Genomic DNA, 20,610 nt, shown 5'->3' on the forward strand with positions numbered 1-20,610 from the left:
GAAACGATTTCGGAATAATCGTTGTTGCCATAAAAAAGCACTCGGGCATAATGATCTTCAATCCTGTTTCAACAGAAATTCTTGAATCAAATGATGTTCTGGTTGTAATAGGAAAAAATCAGCAGATGCACGAAATCTAAGACCGCAAAACAGGGATTTCTGCAAATTTGTGTACGCCGGTGATTTGGGACAGTGATTCCGGGGAAAACGGACAGCTCCCTGAGGGAAGATAATCCCTGTGGCCACGATACCACTATAAAATGCTGTCCAGTTTCAGGGTAATCCAGGGCACCCAGGTGCCTCTTCACGGTGTTGTAATCATCCCCGCCAGGTGTAAAATGTCGCGTCGCTGATGCGGTGCTCGAGATAAACGGTCTTGTTAATCAGATCGGTATGTTCCCTGACCCGATTAGATGGTATATTCGGGTCAGATAATGACCGGAATAAGCTGCTTTTCCGGTCGGAACGGTGAATAGTGTGGGTGAGTTTATCTGGGAACACAACGAGTGGCCTCGGTTCCGGTACGACACGGTACAACTGGTGCGGGCCCTTGGTCACGCGCGATCGCTGCAAGGTGCACTTCTCGCTCATGCCGATACGTTCTCGCTGGTAGATCAACGGGATCTTTTCGTTGATGAGGCGATCGCTACGTCGGAGATAGAAGGGGAAACGCTTGATCGAGAGCGTGTGCGGTCTTCCGTGGCCGAGCACCTCGGACTGCCTACGGCGGGAATGCCGGTACCTGACGGTAAATCCGACGCCCTCGTTTCCGTCCTGCTTGATGCGACCAGAAACTACGACACCCCACTGACCGCGGAACGACTGTTCGGCTGGCAGGCGGCACTCTTTCCCACAGGTTACTCCGGACCGATAGCCGTGGAGACAGGATGCTGGCGTCGGAGCATGACACCGATGAACGTCGTATCCGGATCAATGGGGCGAGAACGGATCCATTTCACCGCGCCACCTGCAGATCGCCTGGACGACGAAATGCAACGATTTCTTTCCTGGTGGAACGGCCCGTCCCGTGAAATGGACGGCATCCTTCGGGCCGGTGTTGCCCACCTGTACTTCGTAACGATCCATCCCTTTGCTGACGGCAACGGGCGGATCGCCCGAGCGCTCACCGATATGGCGCTTGCGGCGGACGAGCGCTCTGCGCGGCGGTTGTATTCACTTTCCCGTCGAATTCATGCCGTTCGGTCTCTATACTATCGCGTTCTGGAAACGGTTCAACGGGGTAACCTGGACATCACCGAATGGCTCCTCTGGTTTGTTGAGACCTACTCCGCCAGCCTCACCTCCGCCGAGGGGCGCATCCACCGGTCGCGGGTGATCGATCGCTACTACCGGCAGATCGCCCATGCTGCTCTCAATGACCGACAGACCAAGGTGATGAGGAAGATGATCGAGGCATATCCGGAAGGGTTCACCGGGGGAATGACAAACAGGAAGTATGTCTCCATCACCGGTACCAGCAGTGAGTCCGCCAAACGTGATCTTGCTGATCTGGTGCGCAATGGCCTCCTCCAGAGAGGTGATGCCGCTGGCCGCTCAACGTATTACGTGCTCCCTGATCCTGATGCCGAAGGTGAACCTTTTACGTGCCAGGAATTATAAATATTTTGCGAGAATTCGTTCTGGAAGCACCGATCCTCGCTTGCACTCGGTAGTCGGATGTATCTACAATTTACCCGGAAAAAGCTTCCTCCAAAATGTAACGTTCTGGAATGAATTACTTTCGGTATCAGGAGTTCCAATTGCGCCGTGTTACTATTTGTATTCTCGTTCTTGTCCTCGCAGTCTCGTTCGTGTCCGCGCAGGACCATTCCCGCGTCTCGATCTCCGTTGTTACCGATCCCCGCACGAACTTTCCAGACGAGTCGGCCACGACATCTCGATACATAGCGGCCGCCCTCTCCCGATTAGGGCGCTTTAACGTGGTAGAGCGGGAGAACATCACCGGCATCATGAGAGAGCTCGAAGTAACCCTGCTCAGCGGTCTTATGACACCGGAGACGCAAATGCGGAGCGGTGCGTTTCTGGGTGCCGAGTACCAACTTCTCGGGCACGTATCTTCCCTTGAGGTACAGCGGGTTCGCCCCCGACAGGGCAGGCCCTACTATCGCGCGGTGGCGGACGCCGTCTACGCGCTGATCAATATTGAAACCGCCTCCTACGCTGGTGCAATCCAGGTAACCGGCACGGGGACATCCTCGGAAGGCCGCCAGGAGGCGCGGATGAACGCGTTGCGGGAGATATCCTCCAAGGTAACCGCAGACATACGCCGTCTTTTTCCCCTCCAGGATCTGAGCGGCGCGGCTCTCCATGTTACCCATATCGATGGCCTTCATGTTTTCCTGTCCAGTGGCCGTGATGCGGGCATCGATTCCGGAACGGTCTTTCGTGTGGTACGGCCAAACGAGGGGATCGATCCATCCCTCTCCGGTTCGGTGGGGCGCCTTGTCGTTACTGATGTAGCGGCCACGTCTGCCCGAGGTCGCATAGTGTCCGGTTCGCTTCCCGGACCGGGAGATGTACTCATCGACGATACCGATTACTCCTTGAGGCGTGCGTATTTCGGTTTGATCACCATGCTGCCGACAACCGGTGGTTCAAGCGGGGTTGGCGGTGGCTTTGTGGGCGCCTTTGATCACCCGCTTCGGCCGTGGTTCATCGGGGGGCGTTTCGAGACCGCCTTTGTGGATGACCTCAAATTCTTCATGAATCTCGGTGCGGATTTTGGGTTCAAAGCCGCCGTGATCACGCCGCGATTCAAACTGCGCCCGTCCGTCGGTCCCTTCGTCACGATCGCGACACAATCGGTCCCCAGCTCTTCGATTAAAGTTATTAAGGAGGACTACCCGACACCCGGGGATACCGCGACAAGTGTGGGGTTGGGATTCGATGCGTCCCTGGGAGCCACGTTTGAAGTCGCCGATAATGTTGAACTGTTCGGGGCGCTCTCGTTTCGGCTGGCTCCCTCTCTCAACGAATGGAAGGTTAAGGAAAACCGCAACAATTCCGACTCGGATTCGTTTACGGTCGATAACGATCTTCTTACGGTCGACAGTTATCGGGAAGATCCATTCCGATTGGTCCTTGGCGTTCTGTTCCGTCCGTTTTAGGCAAGAAGTGTACGGCACGGGCGTTCTTCGATCACAAATCGATGTGGTGAATAAGGTTGCCGCTGTCTGTCATGACGCGGTGCGTAGCGAAAACAGGTAGCAGATCACGTACGGAGGAATACCATGGCGTTACCCTTTGAGTGGCACGAAGCACGCTCCAGCTATAATGATCCGGAAAAGAATGATCCGGAAAAAAGAGAGATATCGACCGTCTTCCATACTGCACAATTACCGTTTTATCAGAGAATAGAACTGGTGCGCATGCCGAAGCCGGTCGGTCTTGAGGGACCCGACGATCTGTTCGACTACTATCTTGGATACAACGACGAGAGACAACTTGTTCGTCTGGATGGATCATCCAGTGTGATACATGATGCCAACGAGTACGAAAACGTTCGACTGACCCCGGAGACGGCCTCAGTGTATCTGCCGTTCTTCTGCTATTTTATACATTCCGACCAGGGCAATTTTTACGTTCTGGACGGGAAAAACGATCCGCGAATGGAGCAGCTGCGCCCCATGATGGATCCGGACGTTATTAAAAAAATAGCCCCGCCGACGCTTATCCGTGAGGATGAGGCCGGATACTATCTGTTCTCGGCCTATACGCTCTACGGCACAATTCTGGCGAAAACGGAGTATCTCGTGTATCCCCAGGGCTTTGTAGAGATGGGGGACGACGACCCGGTCTGGCAGATGCCTGCGTCCGGCGTCTGAGGTTATGCCCGAACAGGAAGTGCTGTGTTCCCCAGGAGCAGCAACCTGCATTTACCAGCCTGTCTCCCCGAATATTACGTACATCACGGCTGTCGGTTGAGCCGGTGTATACAACTTCACAAGCTCCTGCAAGTCCGGCCCATGAGCAATCCGCCGGACCATACATATTTTGCTCAAGCGCAGGAACCCAACCTGTGGACCGTAAAGCGATCAGCAAATGGTTCCACCGGGCACAGCTCTGGGGCATTTTCAAAAACACCGGTGTGGACATTTCAGGGGGGGTGTCACAGTTTTTGTCGCCCCCCCTTGCCATAATGTCCTGTGCAATGATTGAGCAATCAGGAATTCCTTGCTCGTATGGGGGCCGGTGGTTCCGGCACCCTCCTCGCAGGACGATCCAGGATGTTCCTGATGACAGGTAGGGGTTTCTGTTTTATGCTCTTTCTTGGGGAATTTTGTGATACAGGGCATGGAACTCTACCGGCGAGCCTGCAACCCGACAATTGCTTCCCCGCTGCGGGCTCTGCCCGGCTCTCTGGGAGAACTTCTTTTTCATGCACCCGATGAGACCAGCACCGGGATCACCAGGGTTTGGACCTGCATCCTCTCCCTCTTTGGATGAGCCGGACCTGGCGTGACAGTCTGCGTGTAATAAAGAGACGAAGGGGGATACACGCAATAGCGGGGGGGACTAAAGGGTGTATATACGCAAGTTTGCGTGTATCGGGGAGTTTTCCAAAATTGCGAAGCAATTTTGGAAAACGGGGCGGCGGGCAAGCCCGCCAGCTGTCCTGCGTTGCTTCGCAACTTCGGACAACTGGCGGGTATCCACAATGTCTCGGTCAAGCCTTCGGCTTGCCCAAGCCACTGCGGATACCCGCCGCCCCGTTATGAGAAATACCCGATTTAGAGTTTTACATAAGAATCGCCATCAATGGCTCAAAAAGGAAGAAAGAATGAATGATAGAGAAATTCCGAATGAATTTGTTACTTATGCTGCAAACATTTTAGGTGAAACAAGTTCTGGTTTTTCTGGACCGCAAATCGTAAAAATTACTACAAGCTATGCAGTAAAATATAATATATCTATACCCCATAGTGCATATCCTTTTGGTATGCGTAATAAGAAAACTGCATTAGCTGAAAACCTTATCAAATTTGATGGTGCCCAACTTTTTGAAATTATTGACACTATGTGCAAAGAGCTTGATTCTGATGAATCTCAAGAATTACTTTTATTACTGATAAAAAGATATGGACATCTAAATAGGAATCCAAATCCCGACGGTGTTAACGAAGAGCTGATTCAACAGACAAGGCATTGGTTATCAAAATTTCCTGAAGTATTAGATGTATTCAATTCTGCAATAGAAAAACAGAGTCATGGATTGTATAAACGGAATCTTCTAGATGATTTGCGACTTTCTCTAGAACTTCTATTAAAAAATATTTTTGAAAATAGTAAATCCTTAGAAAACCAGTTACCAATTTTAGGTGGTTTCATAAAGGACAAAGGAGGCTCTACAGAACTTTCAAACATGTTTCATAAGTTGATTGATTATTATACAAAATATCAAAATACTTATGTAAAGCATGGTGACGCTGTTAATGAAGAAGAAATAGAATTTATTTGTGAGATTACAGCTTCTTTCATGAAGCACTTTATTAGATTAAATGACAAATAAAAAAGTCCGTCCATGGACTTTCTTTACAACCCAGTCAAATTGGGTACTTCTCATAACAGCGAATATATGCAGCGCCTTCGGCTTGGGCTTCGCCACATTTTTGCTACGCAAAAACGTCATATATTCGCGGAACGTTTTCCAAAATTGCGAAGCAATTTTGGAAAACGGGGCGGCGGGCAAGCCCGCCAGCTGTCCTACGTTGCTTCGCAACTTCGGACAACTGGCGGGTATCCACAATGTCTCGGTCAAGCCTTCGGCTTGCCCAAGCCACTGCGGATACCCGCCGCCCCGTTAAGTCCAATACCAAACGGTGTTGTAGTGTCGACCCGTCCGTGGGTCGACGAGAGGAAAAGAAAGAAAAAAGTCTAGCGGATAAGCATGTGGTATAGTATAGTTTAACGGAAAACAGGTTAATATGTTATATTTACAAAGGCATGAGGAAGGTTTGCAAGAATGATAGAATCATACTTAAATAATAAAATACCTAAAGAATTTATTTCTTTAGAGGATCTCCTGACCTCTGAAATATTTGGTTTTATACAATTTCTTCCCAATGAAATTCTTATAAAAATATTAGAAAAGTCGGAAAATATATTTAATAAATTTGCAATTGGTACAATCCCAGAACCAAAGATTAAATCAATAAATTACAACTTTTGGCCGCGATATAAAAATTATGGAGAACCTGATCTACTTTTAAAACTTGATAATTTTTATTTAATAATTGAAATTAAATACAATTCAAAACCTGGTCAGTATCAATTAGAAAACTATTACAAATTATTAAAAGATGAATATAATATGGAAAATCCATTAATCATTCTATTATCTCCAATGCATCATTACCATTCTATTCTTAATACTTGTTCTGAGGAAATACAGAAGACCATTTTTTCATTAACTTGGAAGCAATTAAAAGAAATATTAGATTTTACTGCCTTTGAAGAACCGTATAACTCAATGGCAAAGAAATGTGTTGAGTTGTTAAATTTTCATAATTTTAAAAATTTTGATGGTTTTAATAAATCTATAAATGTATCTATGAAAAGTAGCTTCTATAAAACTGCTGCTGATATAGATCGATTGTTTGAAACAAATCATGTGGTAAAAAAAATGGAGAGCTACTATGAAAGATGAAAAGTACGGAAGTAATATGTATTTATCGATGAAGAATATAATTCAAATGTATGAAGACAGTGCCTTCTTATTACGTGATATAGACTCACTAATGGGAGGCGATGGATTTAATCCTAATGGTGGAAGAGGAGCAGATGTTTTTGGACACGGAGGCTCTAGAAGCTATAATCATTCTTTTGAATGGCTTCCCCATTATATTCAGCGCTGCTGGAAAAAACTAAACTCATTAATTGGTGTTCGAATACTTTTTTATAACTATTGGGATGGAGTTAAGATGGAACAGGAACGGCCATATATTTTCTTTACTAATTTAAAAGGTTCAGGAGATTTAGATGAAGCGTTTAGAGAATCTTATTGTTTTGCAAGTTATCCAGAAGACGAACCCCTATATATTGATTATACAAAAATTGGAATAGTTCAAATAGCAAAAGACCAAGAAAATTCAATTGAATCTAAATATATTATTGAATATTTAGAGAATATTGAGAGTTCTGAATTAATAAAGAATAGATTAGAAGCCATTGATGCATTAGATAAATGAAATATAACAATCGCATGCAACTGACAATTTTTTTGTCGTAGTTTTTGAATGCTCAAAAACTACGACAACCCTTCGGGACAAAATCGTAGCTGATGCGGGCGTTAGACTGACCCTGAGGGCTGAGAGGAAGTCAAATGAAAAAAGAAAGTATTAGAAGCGCTCTAAATTTAGCTGTACAAAAGTACTCTGAAGAGATTTCGCGCAAAGATAGAATAGAAGCCAAAGCAATTGGATATTATACGGTTTTAGGAATTACTTTAGCCGCTTTTCTAGTTATCTATCCGTTCTGGCTAGAAAAACAGTTTAGGTGGAGCTGTGACATACACGGAATACTTAGCGCAATTATGATTGTGTTATTGGTAGGATTTTTAACAGTCTTGACGATTGCTTTCATAAATATTCACAATGTTTATAAACCAAAGAATCGCGCTGAAATAACTCCAGAACAATACTGGAATGAAGCAAATTCCGAAATATCGGAAAAGACATATTTGGAAACGGTATATAATCACGTTGTTGAAACAACCCAGAAAAATGAAGAAATCAATAATCAATTGGTGTTAAAGGCGGTTACAATTAATAATTTGATTTTGACCCTCATGATTATTTCAGTTTCAATATGCGTCTTAGTTTTTATCGCTTGGATCATTAAATAGAAAGGAGTTACACATGGCGAAAGAAAAAAATACTAATAACAGTGGAAACCAGTCTAAAAAGCCGACTGAGCCCAAAAAGCTTCCAATCAAGTATATCAAGGATTCCAAAGAAGAAAAAAAGGATGGCAAAAAGAAACTCAATGGATAAAATCTAACAACGAGTTCGAACGCGACAACGCTATGTCACGGAACTTGCTTATCCGGCATTCGCTGGGCAAGTTCCGTGACATTTAACGACTTGCGGCGCAACTCAATGTTAAACTTATCTCCAAAAGTACATCCGTGTACTTTTGGAGAGGCAAGAATAGTAGGTTTGGTACTGTACTTAACAGCAAATATAAGGTTACGCCTTCGGCTTCACCCAAATTGTCTTTGGTCGCAAGCTCCCGACGGCAACTTCTTATATTTGCGGAACGTTATAGGCAATACCGCGCCAAGACAGAGAGAAGAAGATAGAATGGAAATGTGGAAGATTTTAAAATCCCCGCGCCCCAAGAAGCCCGCCGTCCATGGCGGGCTAAGAGAAGAAAAAGATTGAGGAAATGAATGAATAAAAAGGAACTTTCGGAAAGAGATATCTGCACGAAATATATAACCCCTGCTATTGAGCAGGCTGGTTGGGATATTGCTACGCAGATTCGGGAAGAATTTCCTTTGACCAATGGTCGGATTATTGTAAGGGGCAAACTTCATACCAGGGCGGCAAATAAGCGGGCTGATTATATTCTCTTTTATAAACCGGGCATTCCTATAGCTGTGGTTGAAGCTAAAGACAATACACATACCATTTCCGATGGGATGCAGCAGGCTTTAGGCTATGCTGAGATGATTCAGGTGCCTTTCGTTTTCAGCTCCAATGGGGATGGTTTTCTATTTCACAACAAATTGCAAACTTCAGGGCAAGTGGAAAAAGAAATAAGCATGAACGACTTTCCTACCCCTGAAGAACTATGGCACATGTGGGCAATTAATAAGGGAATCGATACTGAGCAATCTGCTATTGTAACCCAGGATTACTACAGCGATGGAAGCAATAAAACACCACGGTATTATCAGTTACTTGCCATCAATAAAACAATAGAAGCCATTGCCAAAGGTCAAAACAGAATCTTACTGGTCATGGCGACCGGAACCGGGAAAACGTTTACTGCCTTCCAGATTATTTGGCGTTTGTGGAAATCAAAGACCAAAAAGAGAATTCTGTTTTTGGCTGACAGGAATATTCTGGTCGATCAGACCATGACCAACGATTTTAAACCCTTTGGCAGTGCCATGACAAAGATTCAAAAACGGCAGGCGAATAAATCCTATGAAATTTATCTGTCCTTGTACCAAGCGGTAACTGGTGCTGAAGAAGAACGAAATATTTATAAGCAGTTCAGCCCTAATTTCTTTGATTTGATTGTTATTGATGAGTGTCATCGTGGAAGTGCTGCCGAGGATTCCGCCTGGCGGACAATTCTTGAATATTTCACCAGCGCAACACAGATAGGCTTGACCGCTACCCCTAAAGAGACCAAAGACGTTTCCAATATCGACTATTTTGGTGACCCGATTTACACCTACTCATTGCGGCAGGGCATAGATGACGGGTTTCTTGCACCCTATAAGGTAGTCAGAATTGACCTGGATAAAGATGTGACCGGTTGGCGTCCTGATAAAGGAATGACCGATAAATACGGTAATGAGATTGAAGACCGAATATACAATCAAAAGGATTTTGACCGTTCTCTGGTTCTGGAAAAAAGAACAGAAATGGTCGCTCGTAAAATCTCCGAGTTTTTAAAACAGACAAACCGCTATGATAAAACCATTGTCTTTTGTGACAATATCGACCACGCAGAGCGTATGAGGCAGGCACTGGTCAATGAGAACGCCGATATCGCGGCAGAAAACCCCAAATATGTTATGCGAATTACCGGCGACAATGAAGAAGGTAAGATGGAGCTGGATAACTTTATTTTTCCTGAATCAAAATATCCGGTAATTGCCACTACATCCAAGCTGATGACCACCGGGGTAGATGCCCAGACCTGCAAACTGATTGTACTGGATCAACGCATTCAGTCTATGACCGAGTTTAAGCAGATCATCGGTCGTGGAACACGTATCAATGAAGACTATGGCAAGTATTACTTCACCATTATGGATTTTAAAAAGGCGACGGAGCTTTTTGCAGATCCCGATTTTGACGGTGATCCGGTGCAGATTTATGAACCCAAAGGCGCAGACACTTCCCCTGTCCCTCCGGACGATTTTGAAGAAGAGGAAACTGCCAGCACAGAATACCCGTTCAATGACCAAAACACTAATGCAAGTTTTGTCAATGAAGATGGTTCAGAATCATTTGGTACTACTGAAGAGGGAACAAAAATTAAAAAATACTATGTTGCCGATGTCAAAGTAACGGTATCGGCAGAACGGGTGCAGTACTTTGATGCCAACGGCAAACTGATTACCGAGTCACTCAAGGATTATACCCGAAAGGCATTGTATAAGGAATTTTCTTCGCTGGATGATTTTTTAAACAGATGGAATCACGCTGATAAGAAGCAGGCCATTATTGAAGAGCTTTCCCAGCAGGGAGTTTTTTTTGAGGCACTAGCTGAAGAAGTTGGTAAAGACCTGGACCCCTTTGATGTGATTTGTCATGTGGCCTGGGATAAACCGCCCCTAACCCGCAAAGAACGGGCAGAGAATGTAAAGAAGAGAAACTACTTTGATAAATATGGTGAGCAGGCAAAAATGGTACTGCAAGCGTTATTGGATAAATATGCCGATGAGGGAATTGTTCATATCGAGGAACCACAGATATTGGCAGTGAATCCTTTCAGTTCCTTTGGAACACCAATGGAAATTATTAAAAAATTTGGCGGGCTGACACAGTATCAAAAGGCCATCCAAGAGCTGGAATATCAGCTTTATTGTGCGTAAACAAACAGGAGTTATGAGATGCCGATAGGTACTTTGATTAAAACGATTCAGGATATTATGCGAAAAGATGTGGGTGTCGATGGTGATGCCCAAAGAATCAGTCAGATGGTCTGGCTTCTATTTTTAAAAATATTTGATGATAAAGAGCAGGAATGGAAACTGACGCAAAAGGCGTACAAGTCGCCTTTGCAGACCCGCTTTCAATGGTCAAATTGGGCTGCCGATGCGGAAGGAATCACCGGTGAGGAACTGATTGATTTTGTGAACAATGAGCTTTTCCCGGCCTTAAAGAAGCTCGCTACAACAGCCGGTGTTAATGAACAGGGAAAAGTGGTTGGTAGTGTTTTTGAAGATGCCTACAACTATATGAAGTCAGGTACGCTGTTACGTCAGGTAATCAATACCATTCAGCAGGATGTGGACTTTAATTCTTCCAGTGACCGTCATCTGTTTAACGACATTTATGAGAAAATTCTGTCTGACCTTCAGTCTGCCGGTAATGCCGGAGAATATTATACCCCCCGAGCGGTAACGCAGTTTATGGTGGATATTATCAATCCCCAGCTGGGTGAAAAAATACTTGACCCGGCTTGTGGTACCGGTGGGTTTTTGACTTGTGCTATTGGGCATTTGGACACGCAGATAAAGACAGCCAAAGATAGAGAGACTTTGCAGGAAACCATTTACGGCGTAGAAAAAAAGCCGCTACCTCACATGCTGGCGCTTACCAACATGATGCTCCATGGCATCGATGTTCCGACTAACATCAAACATGACAATACCCTGAGCCGTCCATTGAAAGATTACAGTCCCAAAGACCGGGTAGATATCGTGATTACCAATCCTCCTTTTGGCGGCATGGAAGAAGACGGCATCGAGAATAATTTCCCCAAAAAATACCAGACCCGTGAGACCGCCGATCTTTTTATGGCCCTCATCATGCACCTTTTAAAACACGATACCGGCCGGGCTGCTGTGGTTTTGCCCGATGGATTTCTCTTTGGTGAAGGGGTAAAGACAAACCTTAAAAAAGAGCTGATAGAAGAGTTTAACCTGCATACTATTGTGAGATTGCCCAAGGGGGTATTCAGCCCCTATACCGGCATCAATACCAACATCCTGTTTTTTACCAAGGGTGATAAAACCAAAGATGTCTGGTTCTTTGAGCATCCCTATCCGGAAGGCTATAAATCCTATTCCCGTTCCAAGCCTCTGACCATTGGTGAATTTGATCTGGAAAAGAAGTGGTGGAACAAGCGTAAGGTGACTGAACACGCCTGGAAAGTTTCTGTCAAAGAAATAGAAGCCCGGAACTACAATCTGGATTTCAAAAACCCCCATCAGGTAGAAGTAAACCATGGAGACCCCGAAGAGCTGATGCAGGAATACGAAGCTATCGTTAAAGATATGAACGCCACCCGTGATGCCTTAAAAAAGGAACTGATGCAGGCCTTGGGGGGTGGTAAATGAAGAAATCAAAAATTGAACCATCTGGGGAACTGCCGATTTCTTTGGAAAATCAACCCGAAGGTTACTCTGAGTGGCTAATTGATTTAAAGAAGCGTATTCAATCGGCGCAACAACGTTCTGCTCTGGCAGTTAATCGTGAGTTGATACTTTTGTATTGGCAGATTGGGCGTGAAATTCTTGTCCGGCAAGACAAAGCCGGTTGGGGAGCCAAGGTTATTGAACGTATAGCTCACGATCTGCGCAATGCGTTTCCAGAAATGAAGGGCTTTTCCCGAGCAAATCTGATGTATATGCGGGCTTTTGCTGAAGCCTGGAACGAAGACCAAATTGTCCAACAGGCTGTTGGACATTTGCCCTGGGGGCATAATCTGGTTTTGCTCACGAAACTGAAAAGCGAACAGGAACGGCTCTCCTATGCACAGGGAGCACTTGAAAATGGCTGGTCCCGTAATGTTTTGACTATTCATATTGAATCCAGGCTGCTTGAACGAACAGGAAAGGCCGTTACCAATTTTGAAAAGACACTACCCAAAGCTCAATCGGATTTGGCGATAGAGTCTCTAAAAGACCCTTATAAATTTGATTTTCTTGGTATTGGCTCGGAAGCTGCTGAAAAAGAGATTGAGACCGCCATGGTTACGCATATAACCCAGTTTTTAATTGAGCTGGGGGCCGGTTTTGCCTATGTTGGTCGGCAAGTTCATTTGGAAGTGGGCGGTGATGACTTTTTTATTGACCTTCTTTTTTATCACCTGAAGCTGCGTTGCTATGTGGTGATAGAAATCAAGGCAGGAAAGTTTAAACCAGAACACCTGGGTCAGCTGGGTTTTTATTTAACGGCAATTGATAAGGAAGTAAAAAGTGCTCAGGATAATCCTTCTATTGGTTTGCTATTATGTAAAAGCAAGAATAAAGTCGTAGCCGAATATGCTCTGGGTGACAAAACCCAGCCTATGGGTATTGCGGAATACAAACTTGAAGACGCACTTCCTGAAGATTTAAAAACAAGCCTGCCTACCATTGAGCAGATTGAAAAAGAGCTGGAGGGTAAATAATGTCTGACCAGCTATCTTTATTGCAAAAACACTTCGACACCGCCCTTGAAAGCCCCGATGGGATAAAAAAACTAAGGGAACTGATTCTCACGCTGGCTATGCAGGGAAAACTGGTGAAGCAGGATCCCAAGGATCAACCAGCCTGCGAGCTGCTCCAAGAGATACAGGCGGAGAAGGAACGGCTTATATCCAACAAGAAATTAAAACGGGGACAACTAACTGAGGATTCGACAACAATATTTAATGCTTCTATATTGCCTGTAAATTGGAAATTAGCAAAAGCCGGAGAAATATTTTTTATTACTAAGTTAGCAGGATTTGAATACACTAAACATTTTAATTTACTAGAGTATGGCGATGTTCCTGTTATTCGAGCTCAAAATGTACGAAAATTGAAGTTAGATTTAACGAATGTATTGTACATAGATTTAGAAACATCGATTCTTCTAGAACGGTGTGCTCTAAGTAAACCAGCTCTGTTGGTAACTTTTATTGGAGCTGGCATTGGTGATGTGGCACTATTTACTGAAAAGGAACGTTGGCATCTTGCTCCTAATGTAGCCAAAATGGAATTGTTTGATAATTGCGATTATTTTATCGATCTAATTTACATTAACTATTTCTTGATTTCAGAGTATGGACGAAGGGAAATATTCAAACATCTTAAATCTACCGCACAACCGAGTATTTCAATGGGAACAATCAGAGATATTGATATCCCCCTCCCGCCTCTCGCCGAACAAAAACGGATTGTCGCCAAGATTGACGAACTTATGGCGCTCTGCGACAAGCTGGAAGCCCAGCGCAATGCCCGCAATGACAAACGGCTGGCAGTTCATACAGCCGCCATCAATCGCCTGCTGACCGCTGCTGACAAAAATGACTTTGATTCTGCCTGGCAGTTTATCACTCGCCACTTTGACCCGCTCTACAGTGTCAAAGAAAATGTGGCCGAACTGAAAAAAGCCATCCTCACCCTGGCCATGCAGGGCAAACTGGTAAAGCAAGACCCCAAGGATCAACCGGCTAGTGAGCTGCTCAAGGAGATTCGGGCGGAAAAGGAACGGCTGATTAAGGAAGGGAAAATCAAGAGGCAAAAAGAACTACCACCGATTAAACCGGAAGAAGTGCCTTATCAGATGCCGGATGGGTGGGTTTGGACGAGATTGGGGGATGTCGTCCTTTCGATCACTGGGGGTGGTACTCCAAGTAAAAATAACTCATTATTCTGGGATGGAACAATCCCTTGGGCAAGTGTTAAAGATCTTAATGTTGATGTATTTATATCCGATACAATTGACCACATAACTGAAGATGCAATTCAAAGTAGTAGTACTAACCTTATACCAAAAAATCGAGTCATTGTCTGTACTAGGATGGGCTTAGGAAAAATAGCCATAAATACTGTTGAAATGGCAATAAATCAAGATTTAAAGGCACTTGAATTAACGAGCCAAATTGACCAAATGTACTTCTTTAAGAAGTTTAAAAATTTTCAGATTATTGGTACAGGAATGACTGTATCAGGGATTAGGCAAGAAGAGTTGTTATCATTTTTGTTCCCCCTCCCGCCCCTCGCTGAACAAAAACGCATTGTCGCCAGGATCGACAAACTTATGGCACTCTGCGAAAAGCTGGAAAAGCAGATAGAACAGGCAACTGCAAAACAGACCGACTTGTTTGATGCGGTGCTGGCGAAGGTGTAGAGAGTATGCGGCTAAAAAGTATACACATTGGGGATTATAAAAACCTCAAAGACTTTGCCCTCAACTTCAACACCGCTTGTTTTATCGATATCTTTGTCGGCAAAAACGGCTCGGGGAAGTCCAATCTCTTTGAAGCCATTATTCTGATATTCAAACATCTGTTTGAGTTTGGAAAAGGCACTTGTAATCATCCCGGTTTTGGTACAGGCCATAACTTAGTACCGTCGCGGCTGTTGGCTCGTCGGTAGCCCAGCGGAGCTTGGGCATGCAGACCTCTTCCTCGACTGATTTTACTCTGGAACCACCGTCCGCATCCCGCCGGTGTATACCCCCGAGGGGTTGCTGTTTCCAGCCCTTCCCACCACGCCGATCTCAATAGCGCAGCACCCCCTCCACCCCCGCCTGAATCCCGAAGACGTGGAGGGCTCCCTCGTCGTATTCGGCGGTGTCGGTGTACCANGGTTTTCCCTGCTCATCGCGGTAAGAAACTGACTCGTAGAGGTAGGTATTGCCCCTCACTTTCTGGCGAACGATTGAAGCCATGGATAACCCCTTCCAGTAGGTTAGCGACATTATACCTACACAACGAGAGGCTGTCAATTGAATAATGTCATTGCTGCAAACGAGTTATCAAAATACGAGTGATTCAGAATCGGTCAAATGAGCGTAGGTATAAGGTTCGCAGGGAAATTAGGTTGTAATCATCCCCGTCAGCAGTACAACGCCGATTCCCCTATTTCACCGGTGAGATCTCGCAGTTCGGTGAACGTTATAATCCTTGTCTCTTTAATTTACAACAATTTCCAAACGATCCTGAACATGGAATTGACCGTCCGGCCAGTTGAAATAGAGCCTTACTTCATAAACCCCTGCGGATAAACCTGAAAAAGTGTGACTCCCTGAGCGCTGTCCCTCTGTGTAGAACCACTGCCCGTACTGATTAGTGGGGGCGTCTTTATTTATCAAGGTAATCCAATCTTGTTTGTACCCCGGTAAATCTTTAAAAAAGACTTTTATTTGTTCGCCTGGTTTATAAGAAGATTGAGCAGTATGGAGGTAGCGTGAGGTGTGGACCTCTTGTTGATCAGCTTTTTCATCAGTTACCACTACTAAAGAACGATACCGCACATTGAATTGACCATCCGGCCAGTTAAAATAGAGACGCACTTCATAATTTCCTGCATTCGATCTCTGATGGTCTTCAGAATTTTTTTCCTATGGATAGGACACATTCCCGTACTCAGATGGAAGCATTCTGCGTCTCCGTTTTGCTGTACGGTTCTAAACAACGCTCTCGCTGAACGCTTCGTATTAACGATTACGAGACAGCTTCCAGTTTTCGTTACTTCGTCGAGTACAAGATCTGCGGTTTCCTCGTCGCTCCATCCTTTTGCCTTACGAAGATCGATTACATCAACCCGTTTTAGATCGTCGAAGAGCTCGTACACGTTCGGCATGATTTCACGCATCGAAGAGGGATCCAGGGAACCTTTTTGATTGTCTACTCTACCAAGAAGAGGCTGTGTGGCGGTGCACAGGACAATGCTGCTCCCGCACTGCCTCACGAGAAAGTTTACCGCGTTACAGAACATATGAACGCACCGAATTGGAAGCGTCTGGATCTCGTCAAATACGATGACGGATTCTGCCAATTGATGCATCCGCCGGGCTCCCCGGGTCCCGGCTCCGAATAATGCCTCGAGGAACTGTACCATGGTCGTATAAACGACGGGAGCATCCCAGTTTTCCGTGAGGAGTTTTTCTTTCCATCCCTGCTTCTCGGCTCCGATATTTGAATGATGTTCGAGAACGATTCTTCCCTTGTCCGCTGCGCTTGTTTCAAGTATCTTCCGAACGACTTCGGCATTCTGGTCGATTATCGATGTAAAAGGTATTACATAAATGATTCTGTCTATTTTATGTTTTTCTGCATGGTGAAGCGCAAACCGCAGGCTCGAAAGTGTCTTTGCACCACCTGTCGGCACGGTTAGCGTAAAGATACCTTTGTCTTTACTGGCTGCTTCCAGACAGGAGTCGCAGACGTGTCTTCTCAGAATATCAACATCGTTTTCAGGTTCGCCGAACTCTACAATCTTTTTTTCCAGTCTGCTAATCAGATCCTTCCAGCCGACATACATTCCGTTCTGGCGAAACCCGGCCGCTTGCATTTTTTCGGAATCCGCCGTGTCTTGTCTGTCAGCATCGATCAAGCAACTGAACAAAAACCGGACGAAGAGTCCCGCATGAAACTGGAATAGGGATGATGTCTGATTTCTTTGTCCGTCTGGAAGAGATTTAAAAACGCTGCTCAGTACCCGTTCCATCGGTTCAGAAAAAGTTTGATTAGAAATGATTGAATTAACTCTGGCCAGAACCTCGGCTTTGTCTTTAATCTCTTTTAAATGGGTTTTATCGGTATTTTTACGTATGCGTTTCGTAAATGAGTCAACAGTTCCATTGTTATCAGAACGAAGATTGTCAATGAGCCCGGAATGATGGGAAACAAGACAAAGGGATAGTATTTGGGCGAGAAACCGCTGCGACGAAGTTTTTCCCGCCAGTTCTTGCCAAATGAACTGTGCTCCGGCTGTAGAATGATCAATTTTTCCCTTATATTCACTCGTGTTGACGAAGTCTTCATCCTTATCGGGATCTAGTTCTCCAACGGACGACTTAATGTAGTTTTGAAATTCCGTGCTGTATTTGCCGACATCATGAAGTAAGCCAAGCACTTCACCGTAGTCACCACAACCGATCTTGCTTGCATTTTCCTTGCATTTCGTCGCGACACCGCACAGATGACCGATTAGCGATTGGTTCTCATGGGCGATAAAGTCCACCTAATCCTCCCTGCCCGCGTTGGGAATGGCGGTTGCAAACAAAGAAGTAATCCAAATTACGCCGTTTTCTTTAATGCGTGAGGTGTCTGCTTTCCTGTGATGGATTCAGGTACACAGCCCGTTAGCTCGTTGACACTTCCGCGCCTATTTATCGGATCACTCTCGCAACGCTGGTACACAAGGGAATGAGACAGACTCACGAGCCTAACAAGCACACGCTTCTCCGAATCCCACTGTTGCCGCGCTGACGATACACAGTATTCAATCCTTAAGTCAGAAACGTCAAAAAACAACTCTGCCTCCTAATTGCGCCCTCCGGCCTGCGTATAGATCCTCCCATCAACATGTTGCAATTCCGGCAACACCAAAGAAAACTTTCCGTAAAATAAGCGTAATCATCTTCAAAGAACTACACAAACGTTTCCTTCTCTCTCTTGCTCTCGCAGTAAACCTCCAATCCCCGCTCAAAATCCTGTCGATGCTCCTCCCGGAGCCACGAGGGCTCGATTACTTCAACATCGGGACCCCACCCCCTGATCCAGGGGTACATCTCCCGCGGTTCCGTTACGGCACCGTTCCAGATCACTCCGCCATCCTGTTGTGGTTCCAATGTCTGGCTGCCGTGCCACAGCGTTTCCGAGACGCGGTCCGCGACCGCCGGTCCGAAGCGAAGGACAACCTGCACGGGTGGGGCATCCCCAGCCCAGATACCCCATGCGTGCATCAGCCGGGAGGGAATCTTCTCCACGGGGATCGCTTTCAGGAGGCCCTCGTCCGGTTCCAGCAGGATTATTTTGCGGATACGTTCTATCTTGAGCGTTCGGAAGCGGCCGGACGATGTGTGGTGTAGCGGGATGCCAGGCTTGCCATCGGTCTGGTTGTTGGAGTCAAGGTCCCACGCCAGCAGGTGAACTGAACGTCCCTCATGGTGTGGTTCCAGCGTAAGCGGAACGAGTCGATAGATACGATCCTCGTCGTGATTCCGGGAATAGTGTGTTACTTCTATCGGGCGGTATTCCGTGATCGCGATACCCAGTTGCTCCATGATGGCACGGTATCGCACCCCCGGTTGATGTCCCGAGCCGGAGGGAAAGCGTTCGATCTCCTCCGCTGTCTCCCGAATTCGATCAGCAAGACGGATACTGACTCGACCCTGGGCGTCTGCCAGCTTGCGGAGTGCCGCGGAAGCGTGTGGAAAGGGAAACTTCATGACCCGCGCGAAGAGGCGAGCCGCCAGATGCAAGGCCTCCAGTTCAAACATCGTCAATCTGATCGTGGTGAGATATCCCTTCTTGTCCAGAAACAGGCGGCCGGAATCGGATTCCTGCAGCGGAAGTATGGGCGTGAGCGACGTGATATCCCGGCCGATAGTACTGCGGTGGACTCCCAGTCGGCCGGCAATTTCCGAACGGGACAAGCCATCGGGGTGATCCAGCAGAAGGCGTTCAATTTGTTGCATCCGGTCAGATTTAGCCACCTCTATAGTTATACAATGGGTTTTCGCTAAAATGGGAATGAATGTTCCATTCATCGTAACGAAGGGGGTGAGTTAGCGAATACGTTGCTCTTCTGCTCTGGTCGAGGGGAGGCACTGGACAGTAGAGAATCTCCCGGATTCAATTCCAGGGATTTTAACGTCCTGTCCTGTGATTTTCCTGTACATAGCCACCGACGCTGTCCCTGGCAAATCTCAGCTACTCGCTTTTTCTTTTCGGGCCGCGTCAGACGGGTAAAACCCCGCTCCTCCGGGAAAACTTTCCCCATGCGCGATGGTGTGATCTTCTGGAGAGCAATACTCTTTCCGGGCTCAGTGAACTCCGCCCGGGTCAGTTCGGATGACAGATAATCCTGAATTTCCACGACCTCGATTCCAGCCCTTCCCACCGCGCCGATCTCAATAGCGCAGCACCCCCTCCACCCCCGCCTGAATCCCGAAGACGTGGAGGGCTCCCTCGTCGTATTCGGCGGTGTCGGTGTACCAGCCAAGGTCGGCGTAGAGCCTGATCTCGCTGGAGGGNTTAATCACCAAAGTAGTTGCGTGGCCGAGCTGGATCTCCCGGGTCTCGAGGTCGCCGTCGCGGCGCGTGGCCGTGGCGGTGATCCGCTCCTGGTGGTTCAGGAAGGGCGGCTCCTTCTGGCGGCGGAGAAACTCCAGGGGAGGGTGGCGGTCCTGACGCCACCGGTATCCCAGGGTAGAGGATGTCCTGGTCCTGACCTCGTCGTTGCCGGTCACGGTGAGGGTGGTCAGGATCGACGCCTGGCGGTGACGGGCCACGGTCAGGGTTGTTTCCTGGAGCAGCGATGCTTCCCAGCGGGTGATCTCTCCCGGGACCGCTTCGGTCAGGGAAAAACTGAGGCGATTGCGGAACTCGTCGCTCTCGTATCGCTCCGTCAGGGGGCGNCTGCCCAGAGACCCGAAGAGGTTTATCGCCCGGGCTGTGGTGGTGAGCTGGTACGTGCGGGTGTCGGTCCGGGTGTCACTCTCCCAGACGGTGCGGCGCTGGAGACTCCCTTCGGCCTCGGCGGGCAGGATCAGATCCTGAAGGCGGGAGGCGAAGGAGCGGGTAAAGCCCAGGCTCGCCCGGGATTCGTAGCTGCGGTTCTCNCTGGTGCCGGAAAGCTCCTCCAGCCCCAGCGATTCCGGGGAGAGGAAGAGTTCCGCCAGGGGGGGGGAGCTCAGAATGACCGGTTCCCGGTGGAGCGCCCGGGCCCAGAGGGCGGCGTCCCGGGAGAGGNTGTCG

The 20,610-nt window shown here is 46.9% G+C and carries 18 protein-coding genes; 15 read left to right on the plus strand and 3 right to left on the minus strand.

What is annotated here, in order from left to right; all coding sequences use genetic code 11:
• Positions 1-17: 17 nt before the first annotated feature.
• From B071_RS20355 to B071_RS20360, 15 genes are all read left to right on the plus strand, one after another.
• Positions 18-140 carry a TrkA C-terminal domain-containing protein gene (locus B071_RS20355; RefSeq protein ID WP_369073160.1) on the plus strand — a complete coding sequence of 41 codons (123 nt, stop codon included), beginning with the start codon at positions 18-20 and terminating at the stop codon, positions 138-140.
• Between the two features lie 337 nt (positions 141-477).
• On the plus strand, positions 478-1,620 hold the full coding sequence (locus tag B071_RS0114290; protein WP_018527751.1) for a Fic family protein: 1,143 nt from the start codon (positions 478-480) through the stop codon (positions 1,618-1,620).
• Positions 1,621-1,730: 110 nt separating this feature from the next.
• Complete coding sequence (locus tag B071_RS0114295) at positions 1,731-3,128, plus strand: CsgG/HfaB family protein (protein WP_018527752.1); 1,398 nt, start codon at positions 1,731-1,733, stop codon at positions 3,126-3,128.
• 123 nt (positions 3,129-3,251) lie between these two features.
• Positions 3,252-3,845 (plus strand): hypothetical protein, encoded by a 594-nt coding sequence (locus tag B071_RS0114300; RefSeq protein WP_157703274.1) that lies wholly within the window; start codon positions 3,252-3,254, stop codon positions 3,843-3,845.
• A gap of 457 nt (positions 3,846-4,302) precedes the next feature.
• Positions 4,303-4,467 (plus strand): hypothetical protein, encoded by a 165-nt coding sequence (locus tag B071_RS19795; protein ID WP_157703275.1) that lies wholly within the window; start codon positions 4,303-4,305, stop codon positions 4,465-4,467.
• A 334-nt stretch (positions 4,468-4,801) separates the two neighbouring features.
• Positions 4,802-5,530: a hypothetical protein gene (locus B071_RS19340; protein ID WP_083915021.1), complete on the plus strand. Its 729-nt coding sequence runs from the start codon at positions 4,802-4,804 to the stop codon at positions 5,528-5,530.
• 453 nt (positions 5,531-5,983) lie between these two features.
• Positions 5,984-6,667, plus strand: a complete 684-nt coding sequence (locus B071_RS19345) for a PD-(D/E)XK nuclease family protein (RefSeq protein WP_083915023.1) — start codon at positions 5,984-5,986, stop codon at positions 6,665-6,667.
• Positions 6,657-7,208: a hypothetical protein gene (locus B071_RS19800; RefSeq protein WP_157703277.1), complete on the plus strand. Its 552-nt coding sequence runs from the start codon at positions 6,657-6,659 to the stop codon at positions 7,206-7,208. Before B071_RS19345 ends, B071_RS19800 begins: the two co-directional genes overlap by 11 nt.
• Positions 7,209-7,342: 134 nt before the next feature.
• Positions 7,343-7,864, plus strand: a complete 522-nt coding sequence (locus tag B071_RS0114320; protein ID WP_018527756.1) for a hypothetical protein — start codon at positions 7,343-7,345, stop codon at positions 7,862-7,864.
• Positions 7,865-7,877: 13 nt separating this feature from the next.
• Positions 7,878-8,012 carry a hypothetical protein gene (locus B071_RS20195; protein ID WP_018527757.1) on the plus strand — a complete coding sequence of 45 codons (135 nt, stop codon included), beginning with the start codon at positions 7,878-7,880 and terminating at the stop codon, positions 8,010-8,012.
• A gap of 398 nt (positions 8,013-8,410) precedes the next feature.
• Entirely contained in the window at positions 8,411-10,798 is a 2,388-nt protein-coding gene (gene hsdR / locus B071_RS0114330) for an EcoAI/FtnUII family type I restriction enzme subunit R (protein ID WP_018527758.1), read from the plus strand.
• 18 nt (positions 10,799-10,816) lie between these two features.
• On the plus strand, positions 10,817-12,268 hold the full coding sequence (locus B071_RS0114335; RefSeq protein ID WP_018527759.1) for a type I restriction-modification system subunit M: 1,452 nt from the start codon (positions 10,817-10,819) through the stop codon (positions 12,266-12,268).
• Entirely contained in the window at positions 12,265-13,323 is a 1,059-nt protein-coding gene (locus tag B071_RS0114340) for a PDDEXK nuclease domain-containing protein (protein ID WP_018527760.1), read from the plus strand. The genes B071_RS0114335 and B071_RS0114340 overlap by 4 nt, the downstream gene beginning before the upstream one ends.
• The gene (locus tag B071_RS0114345) at positions 13,323-15,029 is read left to right on the plus strand and encodes a restriction endonuclease subunit S (RefSeq protein WP_018527761.1); all 1,707 of its coding nucleotides are present in this window, start codon (positions 13,323-13,325) and stop codon (positions 15,027-15,029) included. Before B071_RS0114340 ends, B071_RS0114345 begins: the two co-directional genes overlap by 1 nt.
• A gap of 5 nt (positions 15,030-15,034) precedes the next feature.
• Positions 15,035-15,277 (plus strand): AAA family ATPase, encoded by a 243-nt coding sequence (locus B071_RS20360; RefSeq protein WP_083915025.1) that lies wholly within the window; start codon positions 15,035-15,037, stop codon positions 15,275-15,277.
• A 538-nt stretch (positions 15,278-15,815) separates the two neighbouring features.
• Here B071_RS20360 and B071_RS19810 read toward each other — a convergent pair.
• From B071_RS19810 to B071_RS0114365, 3 genes are all read right to left on the minus strand, one after another.
• Positions 15,816-16,136, minus strand: coding sequence for a hypothetical protein (locus B071_RS19810; RefSeq protein ID WP_169336363.1), 321 nt, complete (start codon positions 16,134-16,136; stop codon positions 15,816-15,818).
• Positions 16,137-16,138: 2 nt separating this feature from the next.
• The gene (locus tag B071_RS17925) at positions 16,139-17,869 is read right to left on the minus strand and encodes a CRISPR-associated endonuclease Cas3'' (protein ID WP_018527764.1); all 1,731 of its coding nucleotides are present in this window, start codon (positions 17,867-17,869) and stop codon (positions 16,139-16,141) included.
• Between the two features lie 409 nt (positions 17,870-18,278).
• Positions 18,279-19,328 (minus strand): helix-turn-helix transcriptional regulator, encoded by a 1,050-nt coding sequence (locus B071_RS0114365; protein ID WP_018527765.1) that lies wholly within the window; start codon positions 19,326-19,328, stop codon positions 18,279-18,281.
• Positions 19,329-20,610 lie beyond the last annotated feature (1,282 nt).

The sequence above is a fragment of the Alkalispirochaeta alkalica DSM 8900 genome (assembly GCF_000373545.1).
Taxonomy (GTDB): domain Bacteria; phylum Spirochaetota; class Spirochaetia; order DSM-27196; family Alkalispirochaetaceae; genus Alkalispirochaeta; species Alkalispirochaeta alkalica.

Coding starts and splice junctions, on each gene's coding strand:
- B071_RS0114295 (WP_018527752.1), top strand. CDS start 1,731: ATGAATTACTTTCGGTATCAGGAGTTCCAATTGCGCCGTGTTACTATT.
- B071_RS0114300 (WP_157703274.1), top strand. CDS start 3,252: ATGGCGTTACCCTTTGAGTGGCACGAAGCACGCTCCAGCTATAATGAT.
- B071_RS19340 (WP_083915021.1), top strand. CDS start 4,802: ATGAATGATAGAGAAATTCCGAATGAATTTGTTACTTATGCTGCAAAC.
- B071_RS19345 (WP_083915023.1), top strand. CDS start 5,984: ATGATAGAATCATACTTAAATAATAAAATACCTAAAGAATTTATTTCT.
- B071_RS19800 (WP_157703277.1), top strand. CDS start 6,657: ATGAAAGATGAAAAGTACGGAAGTAATATGTATTTATCGATGAAGAAT.
- B071_RS0114320 (WP_018527756.1), top strand. CDS start 7,343: ATGAAAAAAGAAAGTATTAGAAGCGCTCTAAATTTAGCTGTACAAAAG.
- B071_RS20195 (WP_018527757.1), top strand. CDS start 7,878: ATGGCGAAAGAAAAAAATACTAATAACAGTGGAAACCAGTCTAAAAAG.
- hsdR (WP_018527758.1), top strand. CDS start 8,411: ATGAATAAAAAGGAACTTTCGGAAAGAGATATCTGCACGAAATATATA.
- B071_RS0114335 (WP_018527759.1), top strand. CDS start 10,817: ATGCCGATAGGTACTTTGATTAAAACGATTCAGGATATTATGCGAAAA.
- B071_RS0114340 (WP_018527760.1), top strand. CDS start 12,265: ATGAAGAAATCAAAAATTGAACCATCTGGGGAACTGCCGATTTCTTTG.
- B071_RS0114345 (WP_018527761.1), top strand. CDS start 13,323: ATGTCTGACCAGCTATCTTTATTGCAAAAACACTTCGACACCGCCCTT.
- B071_RS20360 (WP_083915025.1), top strand. CDS start 15,035: ATGCGGCTAAAAAGTATACACATTGGGGATTATAAAAACCTCAAAGAC.
- B071_RS0114365 (WP_018527765.1), bottom strand. CDS start 19,328: ATGCAACAAATTGAACGCCTTCTGCTGGATCACCCCGATGGCTTGTCC.